This is a genomic window from Microbacterium bovistercoris (assembly GCF_003387575.1).
In the GTDB taxonomy this organism is placed as follows: Bacteria; Actinomycetota; Actinomycetes; order Actinomycetales; family Microbacteriaceae; genus Microbacterium; species Microbacterium bovistercoris.
Genome location: NZ_QUAB01000018.1, coordinates 51,222 through 71,088, shown reverse-complemented (window position 1 = coordinate 71,088; position 19,867 = coordinate 51,222). Strand labels below are relative to the sequence as shown.

Here is a 19,867-nt window from a genome sequence, read left to right as displayed (position 1 = left end):
GCCGGAGCGCCGGAGCGCCGGCGCGCCGGCGCGCCGCGGCGACCGTGCCGGGGCGATCTCCCTCATGTGCGCGCCCGTATCCTTGCCGACATCGACGCGAGCTTGATCGACTTCGACTGATCGGCACGGCATCGAGCCCTCACTTCGCGACGAGCGTCGTCTCGAAGCTGTACATGTCCGGGCGATAGCAGTGCACGCCGAACTCGATGGCCTTGCCCGCGGCGTCGTATGCGGTGCGCTGCATGGTCAGCAGCGGGCTCCCCCGGTCGACATCGAGAAGGCGCGACTCGTCGCCGTGCTCGCTGCGGGCGCCGATGCGCTGCTTGGCGACCCGGATGGTGACGCCGCGACTGCGGAGGATCTGGTAGAGCCCCTGGCCCTCGAGCTGCTCGCGGGAGATGTCCGACAGCTCCTCGGGCAGGAAGTTCTCCATGAGCGCGACCGGCACGCCGTCCGTGCTGCGCAGACGCCGCAGGTAGAGCACCGGCGATCCGACCAGGATGCCGAGGTGCTCGGCGACCTCGTCGGCCGCCGGCCGCACGTCGTGCACCAGAACCTGGGTGGCGGGCGTGTGCTGCGAGTTCTTGAGATCCTCATACAGGCTGGTCAGCTCGACCTGCCTGGTGACCTGGCCCTGCACGACCTGGGTGCCGATGCCCCGTCGCCGCACCAGCAGACCCTTGTCGACGACCTCCTGTATGGCGCGGCGGATCGTCGGTCGGGAGAGGCCCAGTCGACGGCCGATCTCGATCTCGTTCTCCAGGCGGGCTCCAGGCGCGATCTCGCCCGACTGGATGGCGGCCTCGAGTCTGCGGGACACCTGGAAGTACAGCGGAACGGGGCCTGCGCGATCGAGATCGTGGAAGAGCTCATCCGGCCAGACCGGCTCGTCGTTCGGCATGATGTCCCCTTCGTCCCCGAGCTCTGGAGCGCTTCGGATAATGTCAGGACAATATTACCCTCCCGGTCGGAGGCTCGAGGGATTCGTGTCGATGGCCAGGTCGGAGGGGCTATTCCTGAGCATGTACGGCATGTGATATTGTTAGGACAAAGATCGCAAGCAATGGAGCGTGAAGATGAGCGGTACCCCGGAACTTCTCGCAATCGGGAGACTCGGCGTCGACCTGTACCCCCTGGACGACGGCGTCCGGCTCGAGGACGTCAGCACATTCGGAAAGTACCTCGGCGGAACAGCCGCGAACGTCGCAGTGGCTGCCGCGCGTTACGGGCGTGACGTGGAACTGGTCTCGCGGGTCGGGGACGATCCGTTCGGGCGCTTCCTGGTCAGGGAACTCCGCAGGCTCGGGGTGGACCCACGGCAGGTCGTGGTCGACCCGCTGCTGAAGACGCCGCTCACGTTCTGCGAGATCTTTCCGCCGGACGACTTCCCGCTCTACTTCTACCGTGAGCCCAAGGCTCCGGACTTGAACGTGGATGTCGCGCAGGTCGAGCTGGAGGGCGTCCGCTCGGCGCGCATCCTCTGGATGACGACGACGGGCTTCAGCGCCGAGCCGAGCCGCAGTGCGCATCACGCGGCACTCGCCGCGCGCGGGCGCGGAGGGCACACCGTCCTGGATCTCGACTACCGCCCGATGTTCTGGCAGAGCCCCGCCGCCGCCGCGGAGCAGCTCGCATCCGTACTGGAGCAAGTCACGGTCGCCGTCGGCAATCGGGAGGAGTGCCTGGTCGCTGTCGGCGAGAGCGACCCGCTGCGCGCCGCGGACGCCCTCCTGGAGCGCGGTGTCGAGCTCGCGGTGGTCAAGCAGGGGCCGAGGGGTGTACTGGCGAAGACCCGAGACGAGGTCGTCGAGGTTCCGGTGCATCATGTCGACGTCGTCAACGGACTCGGTGCGGGTGACGCCTTCGGCGGGGCGCTCTGCCACGGCATCCTCTCGGGCTGGAGCCTTCACCGCACGATCTCGTTCGCCAACGTCGCCGGGGCGATCGTCGCCTCGCGCCGGGAATGCTCGACGGCCATGCCCGTCGCCGCCGAAGTCGACGCACTGCTTCAGGGGGCCTGAGATGCACAAGATCACTCCGGCGGCCTTCGCTGAGCTCCGCGACGCGCGAGCGGTTCGCCCCGATCAGATCGCCGCCGCCTTCGCCGCGCGCAAGCGGCGCCCGGTCCTCGGCGACGACGGCCGCCTGTTCATCGTCGCCGCAGACCATCCGGCGCGCGGCGCCCTCTCCGTGGGCGATGAGCCGATGGCGATGGCCGACCGGTACGTTCTTCTCGAACGGCTTGCGACCGCGCTCAGCCACCCGGCGGTGGACGGTGTGCTCGGCACCCCCGACATCATCGACGATCTGGCGCTGCTGGGAGCTCTCGACGACAAAGTGGTCGTGGGTTCGATGAATCGCGGAGGTCTTCGAGGATCGGTCTTCGAGATCGACGACCGCTACACCTCCTACGACGTGCAGACGATGGTCGCGCGAGGAATCGACTTCGCGAAGGCGCTGGTCCGGATCGATCTCGATGACCCGGCCACTCCGCGCACGCTCGCCGAGACAGCGCGCGTGGTCGGTGAGGCGGCATCCGCCGGTCTGCCGATCATGCTCGAACCGTTCATCAGCGCGCGGCACGACGGGCGCGTCGTCAACGACCTGACGACGGATTCCGTGATCCGGTCGATCGCCATCGCGTCGGCGCTCGGCGCCGACAGCGCCTACACCTGGATGAAGCTGCCGGTCGTGGCGGACATGGAGCGCGTGGTCGCCTCGACCACGATGCCCGTGCTGCTGCTCGGCGGCGATTCCGGCGAGGACCCCGACGAGCGCTTCGCCTCCTGGGAACGGGCGCTCGCCCTTCCCGGAGTCCGCGGTCTCACCGTCGGGCGCACCCTTCTCTACCCGCCGGACGGCGACGTGCTCGGCGCCGTCGACGTCGCGGCCAGGATGGTCCATCCGACGCTCGGCGCCGGTGCATCCACCGACACCCGTATCGAGCACGCAGTCAAGGAGAGAGCATGACGAGCACCGCCGCTACCGTCCGCACGATCGGACACTGGATCGATGGTGCGGAGCACGCGCCCGAAGGCACCCGCACCTCGCCGGTCTACAACCCGGCATCCGGCGAGGTCACCGCGAACCTGGCGCTTGCCGATGAGGCGACCATCGAGCAGGCGATCGCGTCGGCGCAGCGCGGCTACGAGGTCTGGAGCGGCTACTCGATCGCGAAGCGGCAGAACGTGCTGTTCGCCTTCCGTGAGCTGCTCAACGCCCGCAAGGACGAGCTCGCCGCGCTGATCACCGCCGAACACGGCAAGGTGCTCTCCGACGCGATGGGTGAGATCCTGCGCGGTCAGGAGGTGGTCGAGCTCGCCTGCGGCTTCGCCCACCTCACCAAGGGCGAGTTCAGCGAGAACGCCTCCACCGGCATCGACGTGTACTCCCTCAAGCAGCCGCTGGGAGTGGTGGGCATCATCAGCCCGTTCAACTTCCCGGCGATGGTGCCGATGTGGTTCTTTCCGATCGCGATCGCCGCCGGCAACGCCGTGGTGCTCAAGCCCAGCGAGAAGGACCCGTCGGCCGCGGTGTGGATGGCGCAGCTGTGGCAGGAGGCCGGGCTGCCCGACGGCGTGTTCACGGTGCTGCAGGGCGACAAGCTCGCCGTCGACGGCCTGCTGGAGGACCCGCGCGTGCAGGCCGTCTCGTTCGTCGGCTCGACGCCGATCGCCCAGTACATCTATGAGACAGCGGCCCGCAACGGAAAGCGTGTGCAGGCGCTCGGCGGTGCGAAGAACCACATGCTCGTGCTGCCCGATGCCGATCTCGATCTCGTCGCCGACCAGGCGGTGAACGCAGGCTATGGCGCCGCGGGCGAGCGCTGCATGGCGATCTCGGTGGTGCTGGCCGTCGAGCCCGTCGCAGACGAGCTGATCGAGAAGATCGCCGAGCGCATCGGCCGGCTGCGCGTCGGAGACGGGGCCGCGGATGCCGAGCCCGACATGGGCCCGCTGATCACCGGTGTGCACCGCGACAAGGTGGCCTCCTACGTCGACCTCGCCGAGGCCGACGGAGCGCGCATCGTCGTCGACGGACGCGGTTACGAGGTGCCCGGCTGCGAAGGCGGATTCTTCTTCGGTCCGACCCTGATCGACGATCTGCCCACGAGTTCGCGCGCCTACCAGGACGAAATCTTCGGGCCCGTGCTGCAGGTGATCCGCATCGGCAGCTTCGCCGAGGGCGTCGAGCTGATCAACTCGGGCCGCTTCGGCAACGGGACGTCGATCTTCACGAACGACGGCGGGGCCGCGAGGCGCTTCCAGCACGAGGTGCAGGTCGGCATGATCGGCATCAACGTGCCCATCCCCGTGCCCGTCGCGTACCACTCGTTCGGCGGCTGGAAGCAGTCGCTGTTCGGCGACGCCAAGGCCTACGGCGTGCACGGCTTCGACTTCTTCACCCGCGAGAAGGCGATCACCTCGCGCTGGATCGACCCGGCACGCCGCGGACATGGCGACCACGCCGGGATCAACCTCGGGTTCCCGCAGAATGACTGACGAGCGCTGGTTCTTCCGGCGGGGTCGGCTCGCCCGCGACGGGTGGGAGAGCATCGTCGACAACAGGATCCCCGGCTGGCAGCACACCGGCATCCGGGTCGCCGAGCTCGCCGAGGGCGATGCGCAGCGGCTCACCGGCACGCATGCCGAGCGCATCATCGTGCCCCTGGCCGGATCGTTCACGGTGACGCACCGGCACCATCCGGGGGAGTGGGAGACCCGGCTGCACGGCCGCCGCTCTGTCTTCGACGGTCCGACCGACGTGCTGTACCTGCCCTGCGGTGTGACCGCCGAGGTGCGCGGCGAAGGACGCTTCGCCGTCGCCGAGGCGCCGACCGATCAGAGGCGGGAATGGCAGTACATCCCCGCCGAGGACACCCCGATCGAGTTGCGCGGCGCGGGCAGGTCCAGCCGGCAGGTGCACAACTTCGGAACGCCGCAGGCGCTGGATGCCGCGCGCCTGATCGTCTGCGAGGTCGTGACGCCTGCGGAGAACTGGTCGTCGTACCCTCCGCACAAGCACGACGAGCAGGTGCCGGGGCACGAGTCGCGGCTCGAGGAGATCTACTACTTCGAGTCGGCGCCGACTCGCGGCGCGGCAGCACCCGAGGCGGATGCCGCGTTCGGCACCTTCTCGGCGTACTCGTCGCCCGCGGGCGAGATCGAGATCGACGCGATGGTGCGCACCGGCGATGTCGCCCTCGTGCCGTACGGTTATCACGGCCCCGCCGCCGCAGCCCCCGGCTACGACCTGTACTACCTGAACGTGATGGCCGGGCCAGACCCCGACCGCGCCTGGCTGATCAGTGATGATCCGGCCCACGCCTGGGTGCGTGACAGCTGGGCGGGCCAGCAGTTCGACACCCGGCTTCCGTACCGCGATGACGCAGGAGGACAAAAGCGATGACCCAGACGAGACGGATGACGGTCGGCCAGGCGCTGGTCGAGTTCCTCGCGCACCAGTGGACCGTCGACGGCGATCATCGGGAGCGCACGGTGGCGGGCGTCGTCGGCATCTTCGGGCACGGCAACGTCGCCGGCGTCGGTCAGGCGCTCGCGCAGCTGAACGCCTCGCAGCCGCAGCTCATGCCCTATCACCAGGCCCGCAACGAACAGGCGATGGTGCACCAGGCCGTCGGCTACGCGCGGATGCATCGGCGCCGCGGCACGCTCGCCGCCGCGGCCTCCGTGGGGCCGGGGGCGGCGAACATGATCACCGGCGCGGCGCTGGCGACCTCGAACCGCCTGCCTGCGCTGCTGCTGCCCAGCGACACCTTCGCCACCCGGGTCGCCGACCCCGTGCTGCAGCAGCTGGAGCATCCGCACGACCTCGGCGTGCAGGTGACCGACGCGTTCCGCCCCGTGTCGCGCTTCTTCGACCGCGTGCAGCGGCCCGAGCAGCTGTTCTCCATCGCGCTCGCCGCGATGCGGGTGCTCACCGATCCCGTCGAGACCGGGGCGGTCACGATCGCCCTCCCCGAGGACGTGCAGGCTGAGGCGCTCGATGTGCCGGTCGAGTTCCTGCAGGATCGCGAGTGGCACATCCGCCGGCCGCTGCCCGAGGCCGGCCCGCTGGCGCGGGCGGTCGACGCGATCCGCTCCGCCGAGCGACCGCTCATCGTCGCCGGCGGCGGGGTGCTCTACTCGGGTGCCGAGGGCGCGCTGCGCGCGCTGGCCGAGGCGACCGGCATCCCCGTCGCCACCTCGCAGGCCGGCGGCGGGGCGCTGAACGGGGATCACCCGCAGTACCTCGGCGGCGTGGGGGCGACCGGCTCGACGGCGGCCAACCGCATCGCCGCGCAGGCCGACGTCGTGATCGGCATCGGCACCAGGTACAGCGACTTCACGACCGGATCGCGCACGGCGTTCCAGCATCCCGGCGTGCGCTTCGTGAACGTCAACGTGGCATCCTTCGACGCGTACAAGCACGGCACGCAGCTGCCGGTCATCGCCGACGCCCGCGAGGCGATCGTCGCGCTGCAGGACGCGCTCGCCGGATGGCGGGTGGATGCTGTGCATGCAGAGTCCGTCGCCCGCGAGAAGGTCGCCTGGGACGCCGTCGTTGACGCCGCGTTCGCACCGTCGGGACGGGCGCTGCCCGGCCAGGCGGAGATCATCGGCGCCGTGCAGGCCGCCAGCGACCCGCGAGACGTGATCGTGCAGGCCGCCGGCTCGCTGCCCGGTGACCTGCACAAGCTCTGGCGTGTGCGCGACCCGCTGGGCTACCACGTGGAGTACGCGTTCTCGTGCATGGGCTACGAGATCGCGGGTGGCCTCGGGGCCAAGCGCGGCCTGCTCGCCGACGGCGACGACCGCGACGTGATCGTGATGGTCGGCGACGGCTCGTACCTGATGCTCAACACCGAGCTGGTGACGGCGGTGGCCGAGGGCCTCAAGATCATCGTGATTCTGATCCAGAACCACGGGTTCGCATCGATCGGGCACCTGTCGGAGACGGTCGGATCCGAGCGCTTCGGCACGAAGTACCGGGTGTACGACGAGGCGAAGGCGAACTTCCAGGGCGACCAGGTGCTGCCGGTCGATCTGGCGATGAACGCCCGCAGCTACGGCATCGACGTGATCGAGGTCGCTCCCACGCCCGACGCGATCGACGATCTGAAGGCGGCGGTCGCGCAGGCGAAGGCCTCCGATCGCTCGACGTTCATCCAGGTGAACAGCGACCCGCTGCTGTACGCGCCCGATGGCGAGGGCTGGTGGGACGTGCCGGTCGCCGAGACGGCGGAACTGGCATCCACTCGTCGTGCGCGGGCCGAGTACGAGACGCAGGTGGCGGCGCAGCGGCCGCTGCTGGGTTCGACCTTCGAGGAGCGGGCATGAACGCCGCGGTCGCCGGAGCACCGGTCAGCTTCGGAGTGTTCGAGCTGACCCCCGAGGGGGCGCAGACGGTCTCTCCGGACGCGATGTGCGAGGCGCTGCAGAGTGCCGGCTACGCCGGCATCGACCTGGGGCCGGCCGGGTTCCTCGGCCGGGGTGCCGAGCTGCGCGCGCGTCTGGCGCGGTTCGGGTTGGAGCTGGCCGGCGGCTGGGTGCAGCTGCCGTTCAGCGAGGATGCCGCATTCGAGGCATCCCTGGCGGAGTTGGACGATGCGCTGCGGCTGTTCGCGGATGCCGCCGAAGCCGGGCCTTCGCGGCTGCCGCTGCCCACTCTCGCCGACAGCGGGTCGGCTGCGCGATCGGCGTCCCCCGGCCGTGGCGCCGCGGTCGACCCGCTGTCAACTGCCGCCGCCGATCGGCTGTACCGCAACGTGGAGCGTGCGGCCGCGGCCGTGCGCGCGGCCGGCTTCGAGCCGACCTTCCATCATCACGCCGGTACGTTCGTCGAGTCGCCGGACGAGATCGACGGCTTCCTCGCGCACAGCGATGTCGGGCTGACGTTCGACGTCGGGCACCTCGTGCTGGCCGGCGGATCGCTGGCCGACGGGGTGCGCCGCTGGGGCGATCGCATCAACCACCTGCATCTGAAGGACGTCGACACCGCGCGCGTGCACGAGATCCTGGCATCCGGCGGCGGCATGTCCGAGGTGTGGTCGGGCGGGGTGTTCGTCGCGTTCGGCCAGGGCGACGTCGACATCGCCGGCGTGATGGACGGATTGAGCGCCTTCGACGGCTGGGTGGTCGTCGAACAGGACGTGCTGAACGGCCCGGATGTCGCCATCGACCAGTTCCTGCGCGAGCGCGCAGCAGACCAGCGGACCAACCGCGACGCGCTGCGCGCCTGGCTCTGAACGTCATTGGAGAGAGTATGACCCTTCGCTTCGGACTCATCGGCACCGGACGCATCGGCCAGGTGCACGCCGCGAACATCGCGGCGAGCGACGAGACGGAACTCGCCTGGATCGCCGATCCGTTCATCGACGGCGCCCGCCAGGTCGCCGCGCGCTTCGGCGGCACGGTGACGGAGGATGCCGAGGAGCTGCTCACCTCGGGCGGGATCGACGCCGTCCTCGTGGCGTCGCCCACGCCGACGCACGTCGACCTCATCGCCCGTGCCGTCGAGCTCGGGCTGCCGGTGCTGTGCGAGAAGCCGATCGACCTCGACATCCGGCGGGTGGATGCGCTGCGCGAGACCGTGCGCACCTCGGACGTGCCGGTCGCGCTCGGCTTCAACCGGCGCTTCGACCCGGCGTTCGCCGCGGTGCGCGCCCGGGTGGATGCCGGCGAGATCGGCGCACTCGAGCAGCTGACCATCATCAGCCGCGACCCGGCCGCGCCGCCCGCGTCGTACATCGCCGTCTCGGGCGGGATCTTCCGCGACATGACGATCCACGACTTCGACATGGCGAGATTCTTCCTGCCCGAGATCGTGGAGGTGTCCGCCACCGGCACGGCGTCCTTCGACGAGGGCGCGCGCGACCACGGCGACTTCGACACCGCGGTGGTCACGCTGCGCGCGGCATCCGGCGCGATCGTGACGATCATCAACTCGCGGCACAGCGCCACCGGGTACGACCAGCGTCTGGAGGCGTTCGGCGCGCGCGGCTCGCTGTCGGTCGCGAACGCGCCGACGAGCCTGGTCAGTCTTTCGACGGCCGATGCCGTCGAGGCGAAGCCGCCGTATCAGGACTTCTTCCTGGAGCGCTACGAGCGCGCATACTGCGAGGAACTGCACGAGTTCGTGAAGCTCGCGCGCGGCGAGGCCTCGACGTCGCCGTCGTTCGAGGACGGCCGGGCGGCACTGCTGCTGGCGGATGCCGCGCAGCAGTCGGCCGCGTCGCACGCGGCGGTGGCGGTCGACCTGACGGCGTGATCCGCTCGCGCGGGGTTGTGCTCCTCGCGCGGATGAGTCTGCGGCATCCGTCCGCGTGAAGCGCACAAGTCCGCGGCGGAGGTGCGGGTGCGGCACCTCCGCGGCCCCACTTCGATGCGCGAATGGTGCGCGATCTGTGCGTGACTCGTGAGCCGATGCTGCGGGACTTGTCTCAATCGAGCGTAGTGTCTGCGGCTGCGTCCGCGTCCATTCACGCATGACGCTGATGTCGTGTCAGGCGGCGGAGCGAGTCCGGCGCAGAGTCAGCAGCAGTCCGGCAAAGCCTGCGATGTTCGCGGCCACGATCGCGACGATGGTCCATCCGGAGCCGACGTCGTAGACGGCGCCGAGCACGCCGCCGGCGATGAGCAGCCCCGCACCGCGCGCGAAGGCCAGCCAGCCGAACGCGACGGGTCGGGTCGAGCTCGGCACGAGCTCGGTGACCACGGCCTTGACCGTCGAGTCCATGACCCCGTTCACGACGCCCCAGATCGCCACGCCGAGCCACACGAGCGCGACGTCGCCGGCGAAGGCGATGGCGGATGCCGCGGCTGCGACGGGCACGGCGAGCAGGGTGCGCGGACCCCAGCTGTCGTACATCCGGTCCATCACGAGCCCGCTCGCGCCGTCGACGAACATGGCGAGGGCGAAGACGAGCGGCACCTGGGCGTCGGTGAGCAGCCCGGTGGTCTGTGCGTGGAACGCGAGCAGCGGGAAGGATGCCACGCCGCAGGACAGTACGGCGATCGTGACCGCGTACAGAAGGCGAGGATGAAGTGCCAGGGGCGCAGGAGCCGGCCTGCACGCGTGTGGTTCAGAACTCGTCCTCGTCGTCACCCTTGTCGGACTCGTCCAGCCACCATCGTGCAGAGGTCACCTTCGGGTCGAGGGTGAGCCTGCTCACAGCCCGCTCCAGCGGCGCGGGATCCAACTGGGCGGCCTGCAGTTCGGCGAGAAGGGCGACGTCGCCCTTCTTCGTGTGCGAAGTGGTGACCGACTTCAGGTGGTACTCCGGCCGGCTCAGGGTCTGCAGCAGCAGGGCCCGCACGCGCGGCTCCGCCTTGTCGTTTGTCATCACCTCGAAGGCGAAGTCCGAAGGGTCGGCCTGGGTGGCAGGGCCGGCGATGTGGCGGCCGCTGCGCCGGTTCACGACCCGGCCCAGCGGGCGCAGGAAGATGTTCGCGAGCACGATCACGGCTGTTCCGGTGATCGCGATGAGATACATGCCGGTGCCGGCCAGGCATCCGATCGCGGCCGAGCACCACAGTGTCGCCGCAGTGTTCAGCCCGCGGATGTTCAGCCCCTCGCGGATCATGACGCCCGCGCCGAGGAATCCGATGCCCGACACCACCTGCGCGGCGACGCGGGTCGGGTCCGCACTGCCATCCGGACTGAATCCGTAGGCGCCCATCACCACGAACAGCGCCGCCCCGACGGAGACGAGGGCGTTCGTGCGCAGCCCTGCCAGTCCCGCGCGCCACTGCCGTTCGAGCCCGACGCAGGCTCCCAGGATCAGGCTGAACGCGATGCGAACGCCGACCTCGAGCTCGCTGGGGGCCACCAGCGGGAAGATCTCGTTCTGCAAAGAATGTAAGGACATATTGTCATAATATCGCCATGTCGGCCGGCCGCTCAAGAGCCGACCGGGATCGCCGAGGAGGACGAATGGGTTCACAGCAGAAGATCATCGCCGTGGTCGGAGACGTCCACGGGCGGTGGGCCGAGATGGCGGCGCAGCTGGAGGTCGCTCGAGGCTTCCTCGACGATCCCGACGACCTCGAGCTCATCCTGCAGGTCGGCGACGCCGAGGTCACCCTCGACGAGGCGCAGCTGCAGGAGGTGTACGCCAAGCCCGACCGGCACAGGCTGGGCGACTTCCATCGTGTCGCCGCCGGCGAGATCGCGCTGCCGGCGCCGCTGTACTTCATCGGCGGCAACCATGAGCCGTGGCGCTCGCTGGACCGCAATGGCGGGCTCGTGCGCGGAGGCGCCGCGATCGTGCCCGGCGTGCACTTCCTCGGCCGCAGCGGCGTGGTCGAGGTGGCGGGGCTGCGGATCGCGTTCCTCTCCGGAATCCGGCGGCCTTCCGGCCCGGTGCTTGCGACCGCGCAGGAGCGGAGCGATCTCTCGGAGACGCGCGAGCACGGCTTCTACGTGCAGGACGAGGTCGATGAGCTGATGGATGCCGGCTCTGCCGACATCCTGCTCACGCACGACTGGCCGGCCGGCAGTGGGTTCGTTCACAAGACGGCGCTGGTCGGCGACGAGGTCGTCACCGATGCGCTGCGCGGATTGCGACCCGTCGCGAGTTTTCACGGGCATCTGCATCGTCGCGAGGACTTCGAGATCGACGGGATCCCGGTGTTCGCGCGGGGATGCTGGGGTCAGGGGGTCCCGGAGTGGGTGTCACTGTTTCGTCTCGATCTCGCCACTCGCGAGGTGACCCCATTCCGCCATGTCCGGTAGTTGTGTTATTGTCAGGACAATTAAACGCGGATGGGGATGAAGTCCTCCCGCAAGTGGAAAGCACCACTGCCCGAGCATAAGGAAGTGCTATGGATCTCCACCAGACTCGAAGGCGAGTCGTGAGCCGATGAGCAGAACACTCCTCGAGGAGCGGCAGGCAGAGCCGATGAGCGACGACGCAGCACAGGAAACGCGGCCGCCGAAGCGCGCCGGGATCGGCTTCGGCTACCGCCTGAAGGTCGCACTGCGCGAGCCCACCACGGTGGTCGGCATCCTGGCGCTCGCCCTGTTCGCCTACCTGATCGTCGTGCCGATCATCAGCATGCTGAGCGACGCGGTACTGGTGCAGTACGGCGACGAATCGCGGGCGGGCAAAGACTTCGGGCAGCTCACCGCCTACTACTTCGAGCGTGTGTTCGCCTCTCCGCTGTCGGCCGACATCTTCTGGCGGCCGCTCGGAAACACGCTGATGATCGCCATCGGCGCCATCATCGTCGCGGTGCTCGTCGGCGGCACGATGGCCTGGCTGCTCAGCCGCACGAACATGTGGGGGCGCAGGTGGTTCGCCACCGCCCTGATCGTGCCGTACATGCTGCCGGCCTGGACCTTCGCGCTGGCATGGACCAACCTGTTCAAGAACCGCCGGATCGGCGGTCAGGCCGGATGGCTCGAATCGATGGGCCTGGAACCGCCGGACTGGCTGTCGTACGGCCAGATCCCGATCACGATCGTGCTCGCGCTGCACTATGCGCCCTTCGTCATCCTGCTGTTCGGCAACGCCCTGCGCCGGTTCGACTCCCAGTTGGAGGACTCGGCTCGAGTGCTCGGGGCGCGACGGTTCACCGTCACGATGAAGGTGATCCTGCCGCTGATGCGTCCCGCGCTCATCTCGGCGATCATCCTCATCTTCGCCAAGTGCCTCGGAGAGTTCGGTGTCGCCTATGTGCTGGGCATGCCGGTGCAGTTCGAGGTGCTCTCCACCTCGCTCTACCGCAGCATCTCATCGCGGCAGACCGGCGTCGCCGCAGTGCTCGCCGGCGCGATCATCCTCATCGGCGTCATCTCGCTGCTGGTCGATGCACGACTGGTCAAAGAGGGCAAGCGTTTCGTCACCGTCGGTTCGAAAGGATCGATGAACCGACTCGCCGACCTGGGACCCTGGCGACTGACCGCCACGATCGCGGCGGCCGCGGTCTTCGCCGTCAGCGTCGCGATCCCGCTGATCACGCTGTTCCTGTCGACGGTGATGCGCATTCCGGGCAGCTTCGAGCCCAGCAACTTCACCCTCGACTACTGGATCGGTCACGACCTCAACACGGTCGCCCTCAATCAAGGCATCCTGCTCACGCCCGACTTCTGGCAGGCGGCGTGGAACTCGCTCTGGATCGTCGGCCTCGCCGCGCTCACCTCCGGCTTCCTCGGACTGCTGGTCGGATACGTCGTCGTTCGCACTCCGGTGAAGTTCGTCGGCGGCGCCCTGCGGCAGATCACGTTCTTCCCGTACCTCGTACCGGGCATCGCCTTCGCGGTGGCCTACCTGTCGTTGTTCGCGGTGCCGCGCGGCCCGATTCCCGCGCTCTACGGAACCGCGGCGATCCTGGTGCTCGCGTTCATCGCAGAGCAGATGCCGTACGCCTCCCGCGCCGGCATCTCGGCGATGATGCAGCTCGGCAAGGAGCCGGAGGAGGCGGCGCAGGTCGCCGGTGCGAGCTGGTGGACCAGGATGACGCGCATCGTGGTGCCGATCCAGAAGGGATCACTGGCGACAGGCGTGCTGCTTCCGTTCATCTCCGGTGTGAAGGGCCTGAGCCTCGTGGTGATCCTCGCGGTACCGGGCACGCAGGTGCTCACGACCTACTCGCTGCAGCTGGTCGACTACGGATACGACCAGGCGGCGAACGCAGTGGTTCTGATGGTGGCGGCCCTCGCCTTCTTCGGAACGCTGCTCGGACAGAAACTCACGAAGAGCAACTTGGCAGAAGGGCTGGGTGGCTGAAAATGCCCAACATCACTCTCGACGGCGTGCAGAAGAACTACGGCGGTGGAGCGCCGAATGCGGTGGTCGGTCTCGACCTCGAGATCGGCGACGGCGAGTTCATGTGCCTGCTCGGCCCGTCCGGCTGCGGCAAGACGACCACGCTGCGCATGATCAGCGGGCTGGAGCACCCCACCGGCGGAACCATCCGCATCGGCGACCGCGTCGTCGATGCGGTGGCCGACGCGATCTACGTGCCGCCGGAGAAGCGCGACCTCGGCCTGGTGTTCCAGAGCTACGCGCTGTGGCCGCACCTGACCATCGAGAACAACGTCGACTTCGGCCTGCGCCTGCGCAAGGTGCCGAAGGCCGAGCGCGAGCAGCGCACGGCCGATGTCATGGACAAGCTGGGCATCTCGAAGTATCGCAAGCGCTACCCGTCCGAGCTGTCCGGCGGTCAGCAGCAGCGCGTGGCCCTGGCACGAATGCTCGCCGTCAACCCTGACGTGCTGCTGCTGGACGAGCCGCTGTCGAATCTGGATGCCCGGCTGCGCCTCGAGATGCGCGCCGAGCTCAAGCGCATCCACGAGGAGTTCAACACGACGATCGTGTTCGTCACGCACGACCAGTGGGAGGCGATGACCCTCGCCACCACGATCGCCGTGATGAGCGACGGCGAACTGCAGCAGGTCGGTACACCCGATGAGATCTACGCGCAGCCGGCCAACCGCTTCGTGGCCGAGTTCGTCGGCAATCCACCGATCAACATCATCGAACTCGCGCGCGATGACAACGGCGGCCTCGCCCTGTGGAGCATGCAGTACATCACCGCGAAGTTCGGCGAGATGCACTCGCTCGGCTCCGTCGGCATCCGCCCGGAAGCGGTGCAGGTGGTCCCCTCTGTCGATGGCGTGCCGGATGGCGCGTTCAAGGCCCGCGCGGTGATCACCGGCATCCTGCCCACCGGCGGAAGCTGGATCATCGAGCTCGACGTCGCCGGGCGAAAGGTGTTCTCGGTCACCAGCCTCTCGCCGAAGTTCTCCGTCGGCGACGAGAGCTACCTCTGGGTCGATGCCGCCGACCTCAACCTTTTCGACGTCGATGGTGCCCGCATGCGCACCGACCGTGCCTTCGTGGGCTCGGGGGAGGAGATCTGATGTACCGTTCCCGCCTGTTCACCGCCACTGTCGGGGCCGCGACCGTCGCCCTGGCACTGTCCGCCTGTACGCCATCGTCGGCGCCGAAGGCCGAGGAGACCGAGCCGGAGAGCACCGAGATCGGCATCCCTGACGCCGACTACTCCCTCGACAAGCTGGTCGAAGCGGCCAAGAAAGAGGGCCCGCTGGTGGTGCTGGACACCACGGGGAAGATCGTCGACATGGCCGACGCGTTCAGCGAGAAGTACGGCATCAAGACCACCGGCGTGAAGATGAAGGCCGGCGAGCAGGCCGAGGTGATCATCGGCGAAGGCAGCTCGGGCAACGTCAAGAACGACGTCATCCTCATGCCGGATGTCCCCACAGCCGTCTCCGATCTCATGCCGCGCGGCTATGTGCAGACCTGGTTCCCGCCGGACAAGGCCGACGTCGTCCCCGAGGAGTTCCAGGACCCTGCGATCGTCACCCAGGAGACCAACGTCTGGGCCTACAACACCGAGGTCTACGGCGACACCTGCCCGGTCGACAACATCTGGCAGCTCACCGAGGACGACTGGCACGGCAAGCTGAGCTTCCAGGACCCGCTGCTGAAGACCGACTACCCCAACTGGTTCAACCAGATGGAGACCTACGGCGACGATCTCGTGACACAGGCGTATGAAGACGAGTACGGCGAACCGCTCGAGACCGACGAGGCCAGCGCCACGGCGGAATGGGTGAAGCGGCTGGCGCAGAACGCGCCGGTGCTGACCAACTCAGACGACGACGCGTCGGCGGCGATCGGCGCACCGGGGCAGGAGGACCCGTTCATGGGCTTCATCAGCACGGCGAAGTTCCGCGACAACGCCGACAGCGGCTACAAGCTCGGCACCTGCGCCGGGCTGGAGCCCTGGGTGGGCCGCGCGTATTCGAAAGTGGCGCTCATCGCGACCGGCACGAAGAGCCCGAACGCCGCGAAGCTGTTCATCCACTACGTCTACACCGAGGAAGGGATCGCGCCGCAGGTCGCGGACGGCAAGCTTTCCACCAACTCCGAGATCGCCATCCCGGATGACGAGCCGAGCGGCCTCGCCGACGTGTGGGATGACATCCTCATCTTCAACTCTGCAAGCGCGCAGGACGACTTCGATCGCACCCAGGAGTGGCAGGACTTCTGGCGGCTCAACCTCAGCAAGTGATCACACAGCGCCGGGGCGACCCGACCGAGACAAAGGAGAGAACGATGTTGTTCACCAAGAGGAACGCGGCACGCGCCGCGGCGGCCGCCGGGTCTGTGACCCTGCTGTCGCTGGGGCTCATGGCGTGCGCGCCGTCGTCCGGGGGCGCAGCGCCCGAGAGCGACGGCGAGAACGAGGCCGTCGAGCTCGGCATCAGCGATGAAGACTACTCGCTCGACAAGCTCATCGAGGCGGCGAAGGAGGAGGGTCCGATCGTCGTGTCCGACAGTACGGGCAAGATCGTCGACATCGCCGAGGCGTTCAGCGAGAAGTACGGGCTGGATGCCACCGGCGTGAAGGTGAAGGCCGGCGAGGCCGCCGAGATCGCGATCCGTGAGTCGGAGGCCGACAATGTCAAGACCGACCTGCTCATCTTCAGCGACAGTCCGGCGGCGAAGGGAGAGCTCCTGGAACGGGGCATCGTGTCGTCGTGGACGCCGCCCGACCTCGCCGACAAGTTCGATCCCGAGATGACAGACCCCCAGGTCGTCACCACCAGCGTGATGGTCTGGGCCTACAACGCCGAGCTGTACCCCGACGGGTGCCCGATCGACAACGTGTGGGCGGTCACCGACGAGGACTGGAGGGGCCACGTCACCTTCGAGGACCCGACGCTCGAGGTGCAGATCCTGTACTGGGTCAACCAGATGGCCGAGAACGATGACGACGCGCTGAAGGACGCCTACGAGGAGTACTTCGGCGAGGAGTTCAGCTCTGACGAGGACAGCGCGGCGGCCGAATGGCTCAAGCGTCTCGCGCAGAACGAACCGGTTCTGACCAAGGGCGACGACGAGGCCGCGGCCGCGGCCGGTGCTCCGGGTCAGAAGGAGGCGTTCATGGCGCTGCTGAGCACGGCCAAGTTCCGCGACAACGCCGACAGCGGCTACAAGCTGGGCATGTGCGAGCACGTCGCACCGTACTCCGGCATCGGCTACAACAAGCTGGGCCTGATCGCGAACGGCACGAAGAACCCGAACACCGCCAAGCTGTTCCTGCACTACATGCTCACGGAGGAGGGCATCTCGCTGCAGGTCGAAGACGGCAAGTTCTCGGCGAACAACGACGTCGAACCCGCTCCCGACGAGCCGTCCGGCATCGCCGACATCTGGGACGAGGTCTACCAGCCGAACAAGGACACGCAGATCAGCGACTACGAGAAGCTGCCGGACTGGAGCGACTTCTGGATCGCGAACAACCACTCATGACCGTGACCGTCGTCGAATCCCAGCAGCTGCGCAGGGTGGCCGTCCAGGCCGCTCTCGGCGTCGGCGACCAGTTGCGCGATGCCTTCCGGGCGCCGATGCAGCGGGACTTCAAGCGGGATGCGCACGACATCGTGACGGTGCACGACAGGGCGGCGGAGCAGAGCATCACCGCCGCCCTGCTCGATGACGTACCCGACGCGATGATCGTGGGCGAGGAAGGCGGAACCCGGGGGTCGGGGCGCGTGCAGTGGCACATCGACCCGATCGACGGAACCTCCAACTTCGCCCGCGGTCTCGCATACTGGTGCGTCTCCATCGCCGCCGTCGCCGACGAACAGGTGGTCGCAGGGGTCGTGTTCGACCCGATGGCGCAGAACGTGTTCAGCGCCGACCTCTCCGGGGCGTGGCTGGGCGACGCCCCGCTGCGGTCGGACGCCGCACCCGACGAGATCGACGCCACGCTCATCTCGAGCTTTCCCAATCCGAAGGACACCTGGCTGTTCGGCGAGACCGCCTACGAGGCACAGTCGCGGCTGGTGGCATCCTTCGGCGCGGTGCGCAATCTCGGCAGCGGTGCGCTGAACCTGGCGCACGTCGCCGCCGGCTGGGCGGATGCCACGATGGGGTTCTACACGAACTCGTGGGACATCGCGGCCGGGGGCTTCATCCTCGAGCAGGCCGGCGGGAGCATCCGCGGGCTCGCGGCAGGCGCCGATCGCGAGCCGTTCCACCTCGCACCCGACTACTACGCCACCGGCGTCGGCGGCGACTATCCGACCCTGACCTCCGTGATGACCGACTGGTCGTCACGGTACGACGCCGGCGACCCGCCGCCGCACCGCTGAACCCGCCGAGGAGAACACGAATGACACAACTCACCATGCCGCACGGCCTGCTGGTCGACTTCGGCGGCGTGCTCGTCGAGACCGCGACCAGGGCCGGATGGCAGGGCGTGCTCGCCCGGCACGTGCAGGATGCGCTGGAGGATGCCGGTGCGGCATCCTCCTCACTGACGGTGTCCGACATCGAACGCGACATCCGCGAGGGCGCCAAGGCCGACTCGCGGTGGAAGAACGCGATGTCGCGGCCGTTCGCACCCGCCGAGCTGACCTACCAGGAGTTCTGGGAGGGCTTCGTCGCAGGCGACTGGCCCATCTCCGCTCGGAGCTACGTGCGGGACAACGCCCGCGAGCTGTGTCGCGTGATGGGCGAGCTGAAGCAGGAGCGCACCACACGGCCCGGCTTCATCGAGCTGTTGGATGCCGCGGATGCGGCATCCATTCCCGTCGTCATCGTCAGCAACACTCTGATGGGGCAGGTGCACCGCGACTACGTCACCCGCCACGAGCTGACCGGGCGTTTCGCCGAGCAGATCTACAGCGACGAGGTCGGCGTGCGCAAGCCCAATCCCGAGATGATCCACCTCGGTGCACGCGCCATCGGCGAGACGGCGGAACGCTGCTGGTACGTCGGGGACAACTTCGACCGCGACGTGCTGTGCGGGGTCCGGGCGGGCGTCGGAGGCAACATCCTCATGGAGGCGAAGAGCACGTACGACCTCCCCTACGACCTTCCGGTGCAGCCGGACGCGATCGTGGCCGATCCGTGGGGGTTGCGCGACCTGCTGGTCGCGTCGATCGAGCGGGTCGCATCATGACCGACGAGCTGCGCGACGAGTCGCGGCATCTGCGCCGGGTCGCCGAGGGTGCGGCGCTGTCGGTGCGCGATCAGCTGCGGGCCGCCTTCCGGGGTGCGATGACGGTCGATCACAAGAAGGATGCCCGCGACGTGGTCACCGTGCACGACAAGAACGCAGAGAAGACGATCTCGGCGTACATCTTCGAGCACGAACCAGACTCGCAGATCCTCGGCGAGGAGGGCGGTGCCGTCGGCGAGGGGCGGGTGTCGTGGTTCGTCGACCCGATCGACGGCACGAGCAACTTCATCGACGGCATCGCGTTCTGGTGCGTCTCGGTGGCGGCAGCGATCGACGGACGCGTCGTCGGCGCGGCGATCCTCGACCCGATGGCCGACGACATGTTCTCCGCCGACCTGTCCGGTGCCTGGCTGAACGGCGAGCCGCTGCGGTCGGTGGGGCATCCGACCGAGGCCGAGGCGACGCTCATCACCGGCTACCCGAACGCCCGTGATCTCGCGGCGCACGGCGGCACCGCACTGACGGATTTCGCCGAGCTGGTGCTCGCGTTCCGCGCGGTGCGCCGGCCGGGCAGCGCCGCGCTGACGCTGTCGCATGTCGCGGCCGGATGGTCTGATGCGGCCTGCGGATTCAACGTGAACCCGTGGGACATCAGCGCCGCCGAACTGATCGTGACGCAGGCGGGTGGAACATACATCCCGCTGGCCGTCGGGCAGAGCGAGCGACCTGCGCGCTCCTACGAGCATCGCGGATACATCGCGATCGCCGGCGGCGGCTCGTACCCGACTCTGATGGCGGTCGCCCGCGACATCGCCGCGCGGGGTGCGGCGCGTCCCGCAGTGGCGGCATCCGCCCCGGCGTCCGCCACGCAGGGCTGACCCCGCCCCCCTGGTTTGCCGAGACCCCGCCTGGTTGCCGTC

The 19,867-nt window shown here is 68.5% G+C and carries 18 protein-coding genes; 15 read left to right on the top strand and 3 right to left on the bottom strand.

Annotation, left to right across the window (positions count from 1 at the left end; translation table 11 throughout):
• Positions 1-139: 139 nt before the first annotated feature.
• Positions 140-901 carry a GntR family transcriptional regulator gene (locus DY023_RS04490; RefSeq protein WP_116241147.1) on the bottom strand — a complete coding sequence of 254 codons (762 nt, stop codon included), beginning with the start codon at positions 899-901 and terminating at the stop codon, positions 140-142.
• Between the two features lie 175 nt (positions 902-1,076).
• Here DY023_RS04490 and iolC point away from each other — a divergent pair, with 175 nt between their 5' ends.
• The 7 genes from iolC to iolG are packed head-to-tail and all read left to right on the top strand — an operon-like array spanning position 1,077 to position 9,270.
• Complete coding sequence (iolC, locus tag DY023_RS04485) at positions 1,077-2,021, top strand: 5-dehydro-2-deoxygluconokinase (protein ID WP_116241146.1); 945 nt, start codon at positions 1,077-1,079, stop codon at positions 2,019-2,021.
• Between the two features lies 1 nt (position 2,022).
• Positions 2,023-2,970 carry a class I fructose-bisphosphate aldolase gene (locus DY023_RS04480; RefSeq protein WP_116241145.1) on the top strand — a complete coding sequence of 316 codons (948 nt, stop codon included), beginning with the start codon at positions 2,023-2,025 and terminating at the stop codon, positions 2,968-2,970.
• Complete coding sequence (locus tag DY023_RS04475; RefSeq protein ID WP_116241144.1) at positions 2,967-4,502, top strand: CoA-acylating methylmalonate-semialdehyde dehydrogenase; 1,536 nt, start codon at positions 2,967-2,969, stop codon at positions 4,500-4,502. The genes DY023_RS04480 and DY023_RS04475 overlap by 4 nt, the downstream gene beginning before the upstream one ends.
• On the top strand, positions 4,495-5,409 hold the full coding sequence (gene iolB, locus DY023_RS04470; protein WP_116241143.1) for a 5-deoxy-glucuronate isomerase: 915 nt from the start codon (positions 4,495-4,497) through the stop codon (positions 5,407-5,409). The genes DY023_RS04475 and iolB overlap by 8 nt, the downstream gene beginning before the upstream one ends.
• Complete coding sequence (gene iolD / locus DY023_RS04465) at positions 5,406-7,340, top strand: 3D-(3,5/4)-trihydroxycyclohexane-1,2-dione acylhydrolase (decyclizing) (RefSeq protein WP_116241142.1); 1,935 nt, start codon at positions 5,406-5,408, stop codon at positions 7,338-7,340. Before iolB ends, iolD begins: the two co-directional genes overlap by 4 nt.
• The gene (locus DY023_RS04460; RefSeq protein ID WP_116241141.1) at positions 7,337-8,248 is read left to right on the top strand and encodes a sugar phosphate isomerase/epimerase family protein; all 912 of its coding nucleotides are present in this window, start codon (positions 7,337-7,339) and stop codon (positions 8,246-8,248) included. Before iolD ends, DY023_RS04460 begins: the two co-directional genes overlap by 4 nt.
• Before the next feature lie 17 nt (positions 8,249-8,265).
• Positions 8,266-9,270, top strand: coding sequence for an inositol 2-dehydrogenase (iolG, locus tag DY023_RS04455; RefSeq protein ID WP_116241140.1), 1,005 nt, complete (start codon positions 8,266-8,268; stop codon positions 9,268-9,270).
• Positions 9,271-9,504: 234 nt separating this feature from the next.
• Here the strand turns inward: iolG and DY023_RS04450 are convergent, their stop codons facing one another.
• Together DY023_RS04450 and DY023_RS04445 are read right to left on the bottom strand one after the other, a co-directional pair.
• A complete protein-coding gene (locus DY023_RS04450; protein WP_220347232.1) occupies positions 9,505-9,996 on the bottom strand; it encodes an MFS transporter in 492 nt (163 codons plus the stop codon).
• Between the two features lie 88 nt (positions 9,997-10,084).
• A complete protein-coding gene (locus tag DY023_RS04445; RefSeq protein ID WP_116241138.1) occupies positions 10,085-10,870 on the bottom strand; it encodes an MgtC/SapB family protein in 786 nt (261 codons plus the stop codon).
• 65 nt (positions 10,871-10,935) lie between these two features.
• On the opposite strand from DY023_RS04445, the gene DY023_RS04440 reads away from it, so the two are divergent.
• The 8 genes from DY023_RS04440 (at position 10,936) to DY023_RS04405 (ending at position 19,825) form a co-directional block, all read left to right on the top strand.
• Positions 10,936-11,736, top strand: a complete 801-nt coding sequence (locus DY023_RS04440) for a metallophosphoesterase (protein WP_181905721.1) — start codon at positions 10,936-10,938, stop codon at positions 11,734-11,736.
• A gap of 127 nt (positions 11,737-11,863) precedes the next feature.
• On the top strand, positions 11,864-13,732 hold the full coding sequence (locus DY023_RS04435; RefSeq protein WP_220347231.1) for an ABC transporter permease: 1,869 nt from the start codon (positions 11,864-11,866) through the stop codon (positions 13,730-13,732).
• A 2-nt stretch (positions 13,733-13,734) separates the two neighbouring features.
• Positions 13,735-14,868: an ABC transporter ATP-binding protein gene (locus DY023_RS04430; protein WP_116241136.1), complete on the top strand. Its 1,134-nt coding sequence runs from the start codon at positions 13,735-13,737 to the stop codon at positions 14,866-14,868.
• On the top strand, positions 14,868-16,046 hold the full coding sequence (locus DY023_RS04425; protein WP_116241135.1) for an ABC transporter substrate-binding protein: 1,179 nt from the start codon (positions 14,868-14,870) through the stop codon (positions 16,044-16,046). Before DY023_RS04430 ends, DY023_RS04425 begins: the two co-directional genes overlap by 1 nt.
• Positions 16,047-16,090: 44 nt before the next feature.
• Positions 16,091-17,290, top strand: a complete 1,200-nt coding sequence (locus DY023_RS04420) for an ABC transporter substrate-binding protein (RefSeq protein ID WP_116241134.1) — start codon at positions 16,091-16,093, stop codon at positions 17,288-17,290.
• Positions 17,287-18,135 (top strand): inositol monophosphatase family protein, encoded by an 849-nt coding sequence (locus tag DY023_RS04415; RefSeq protein WP_116241133.1) that lies wholly within the window; start codon positions 17,287-17,289, stop codon positions 18,133-18,135. Before DY023_RS04420 ends, DY023_RS04415 begins: the two co-directional genes overlap by 4 nt.
• A gap of 20 nt (positions 18,136-18,155) precedes the next feature.
• Positions 18,156-18,947, top strand: coding sequence for an HAD family hydrolase (locus DY023_RS04410; protein ID WP_116241132.1), 792 nt, complete (start codon positions 18,156-18,158; stop codon positions 18,945-18,947).
• Complete coding sequence (locus tag DY023_RS04405) at positions 18,944-19,825, top strand: inositol monophosphatase family protein (protein WP_116241131.1); 882 nt, start codon at positions 18,944-18,946, stop codon at positions 19,823-19,825. The genes DY023_RS04410 and DY023_RS04405 overlap by 4 nt, the downstream gene beginning before the upstream one ends.
• Positions 19,826-19,867 lie beyond the last annotated feature (42 nt).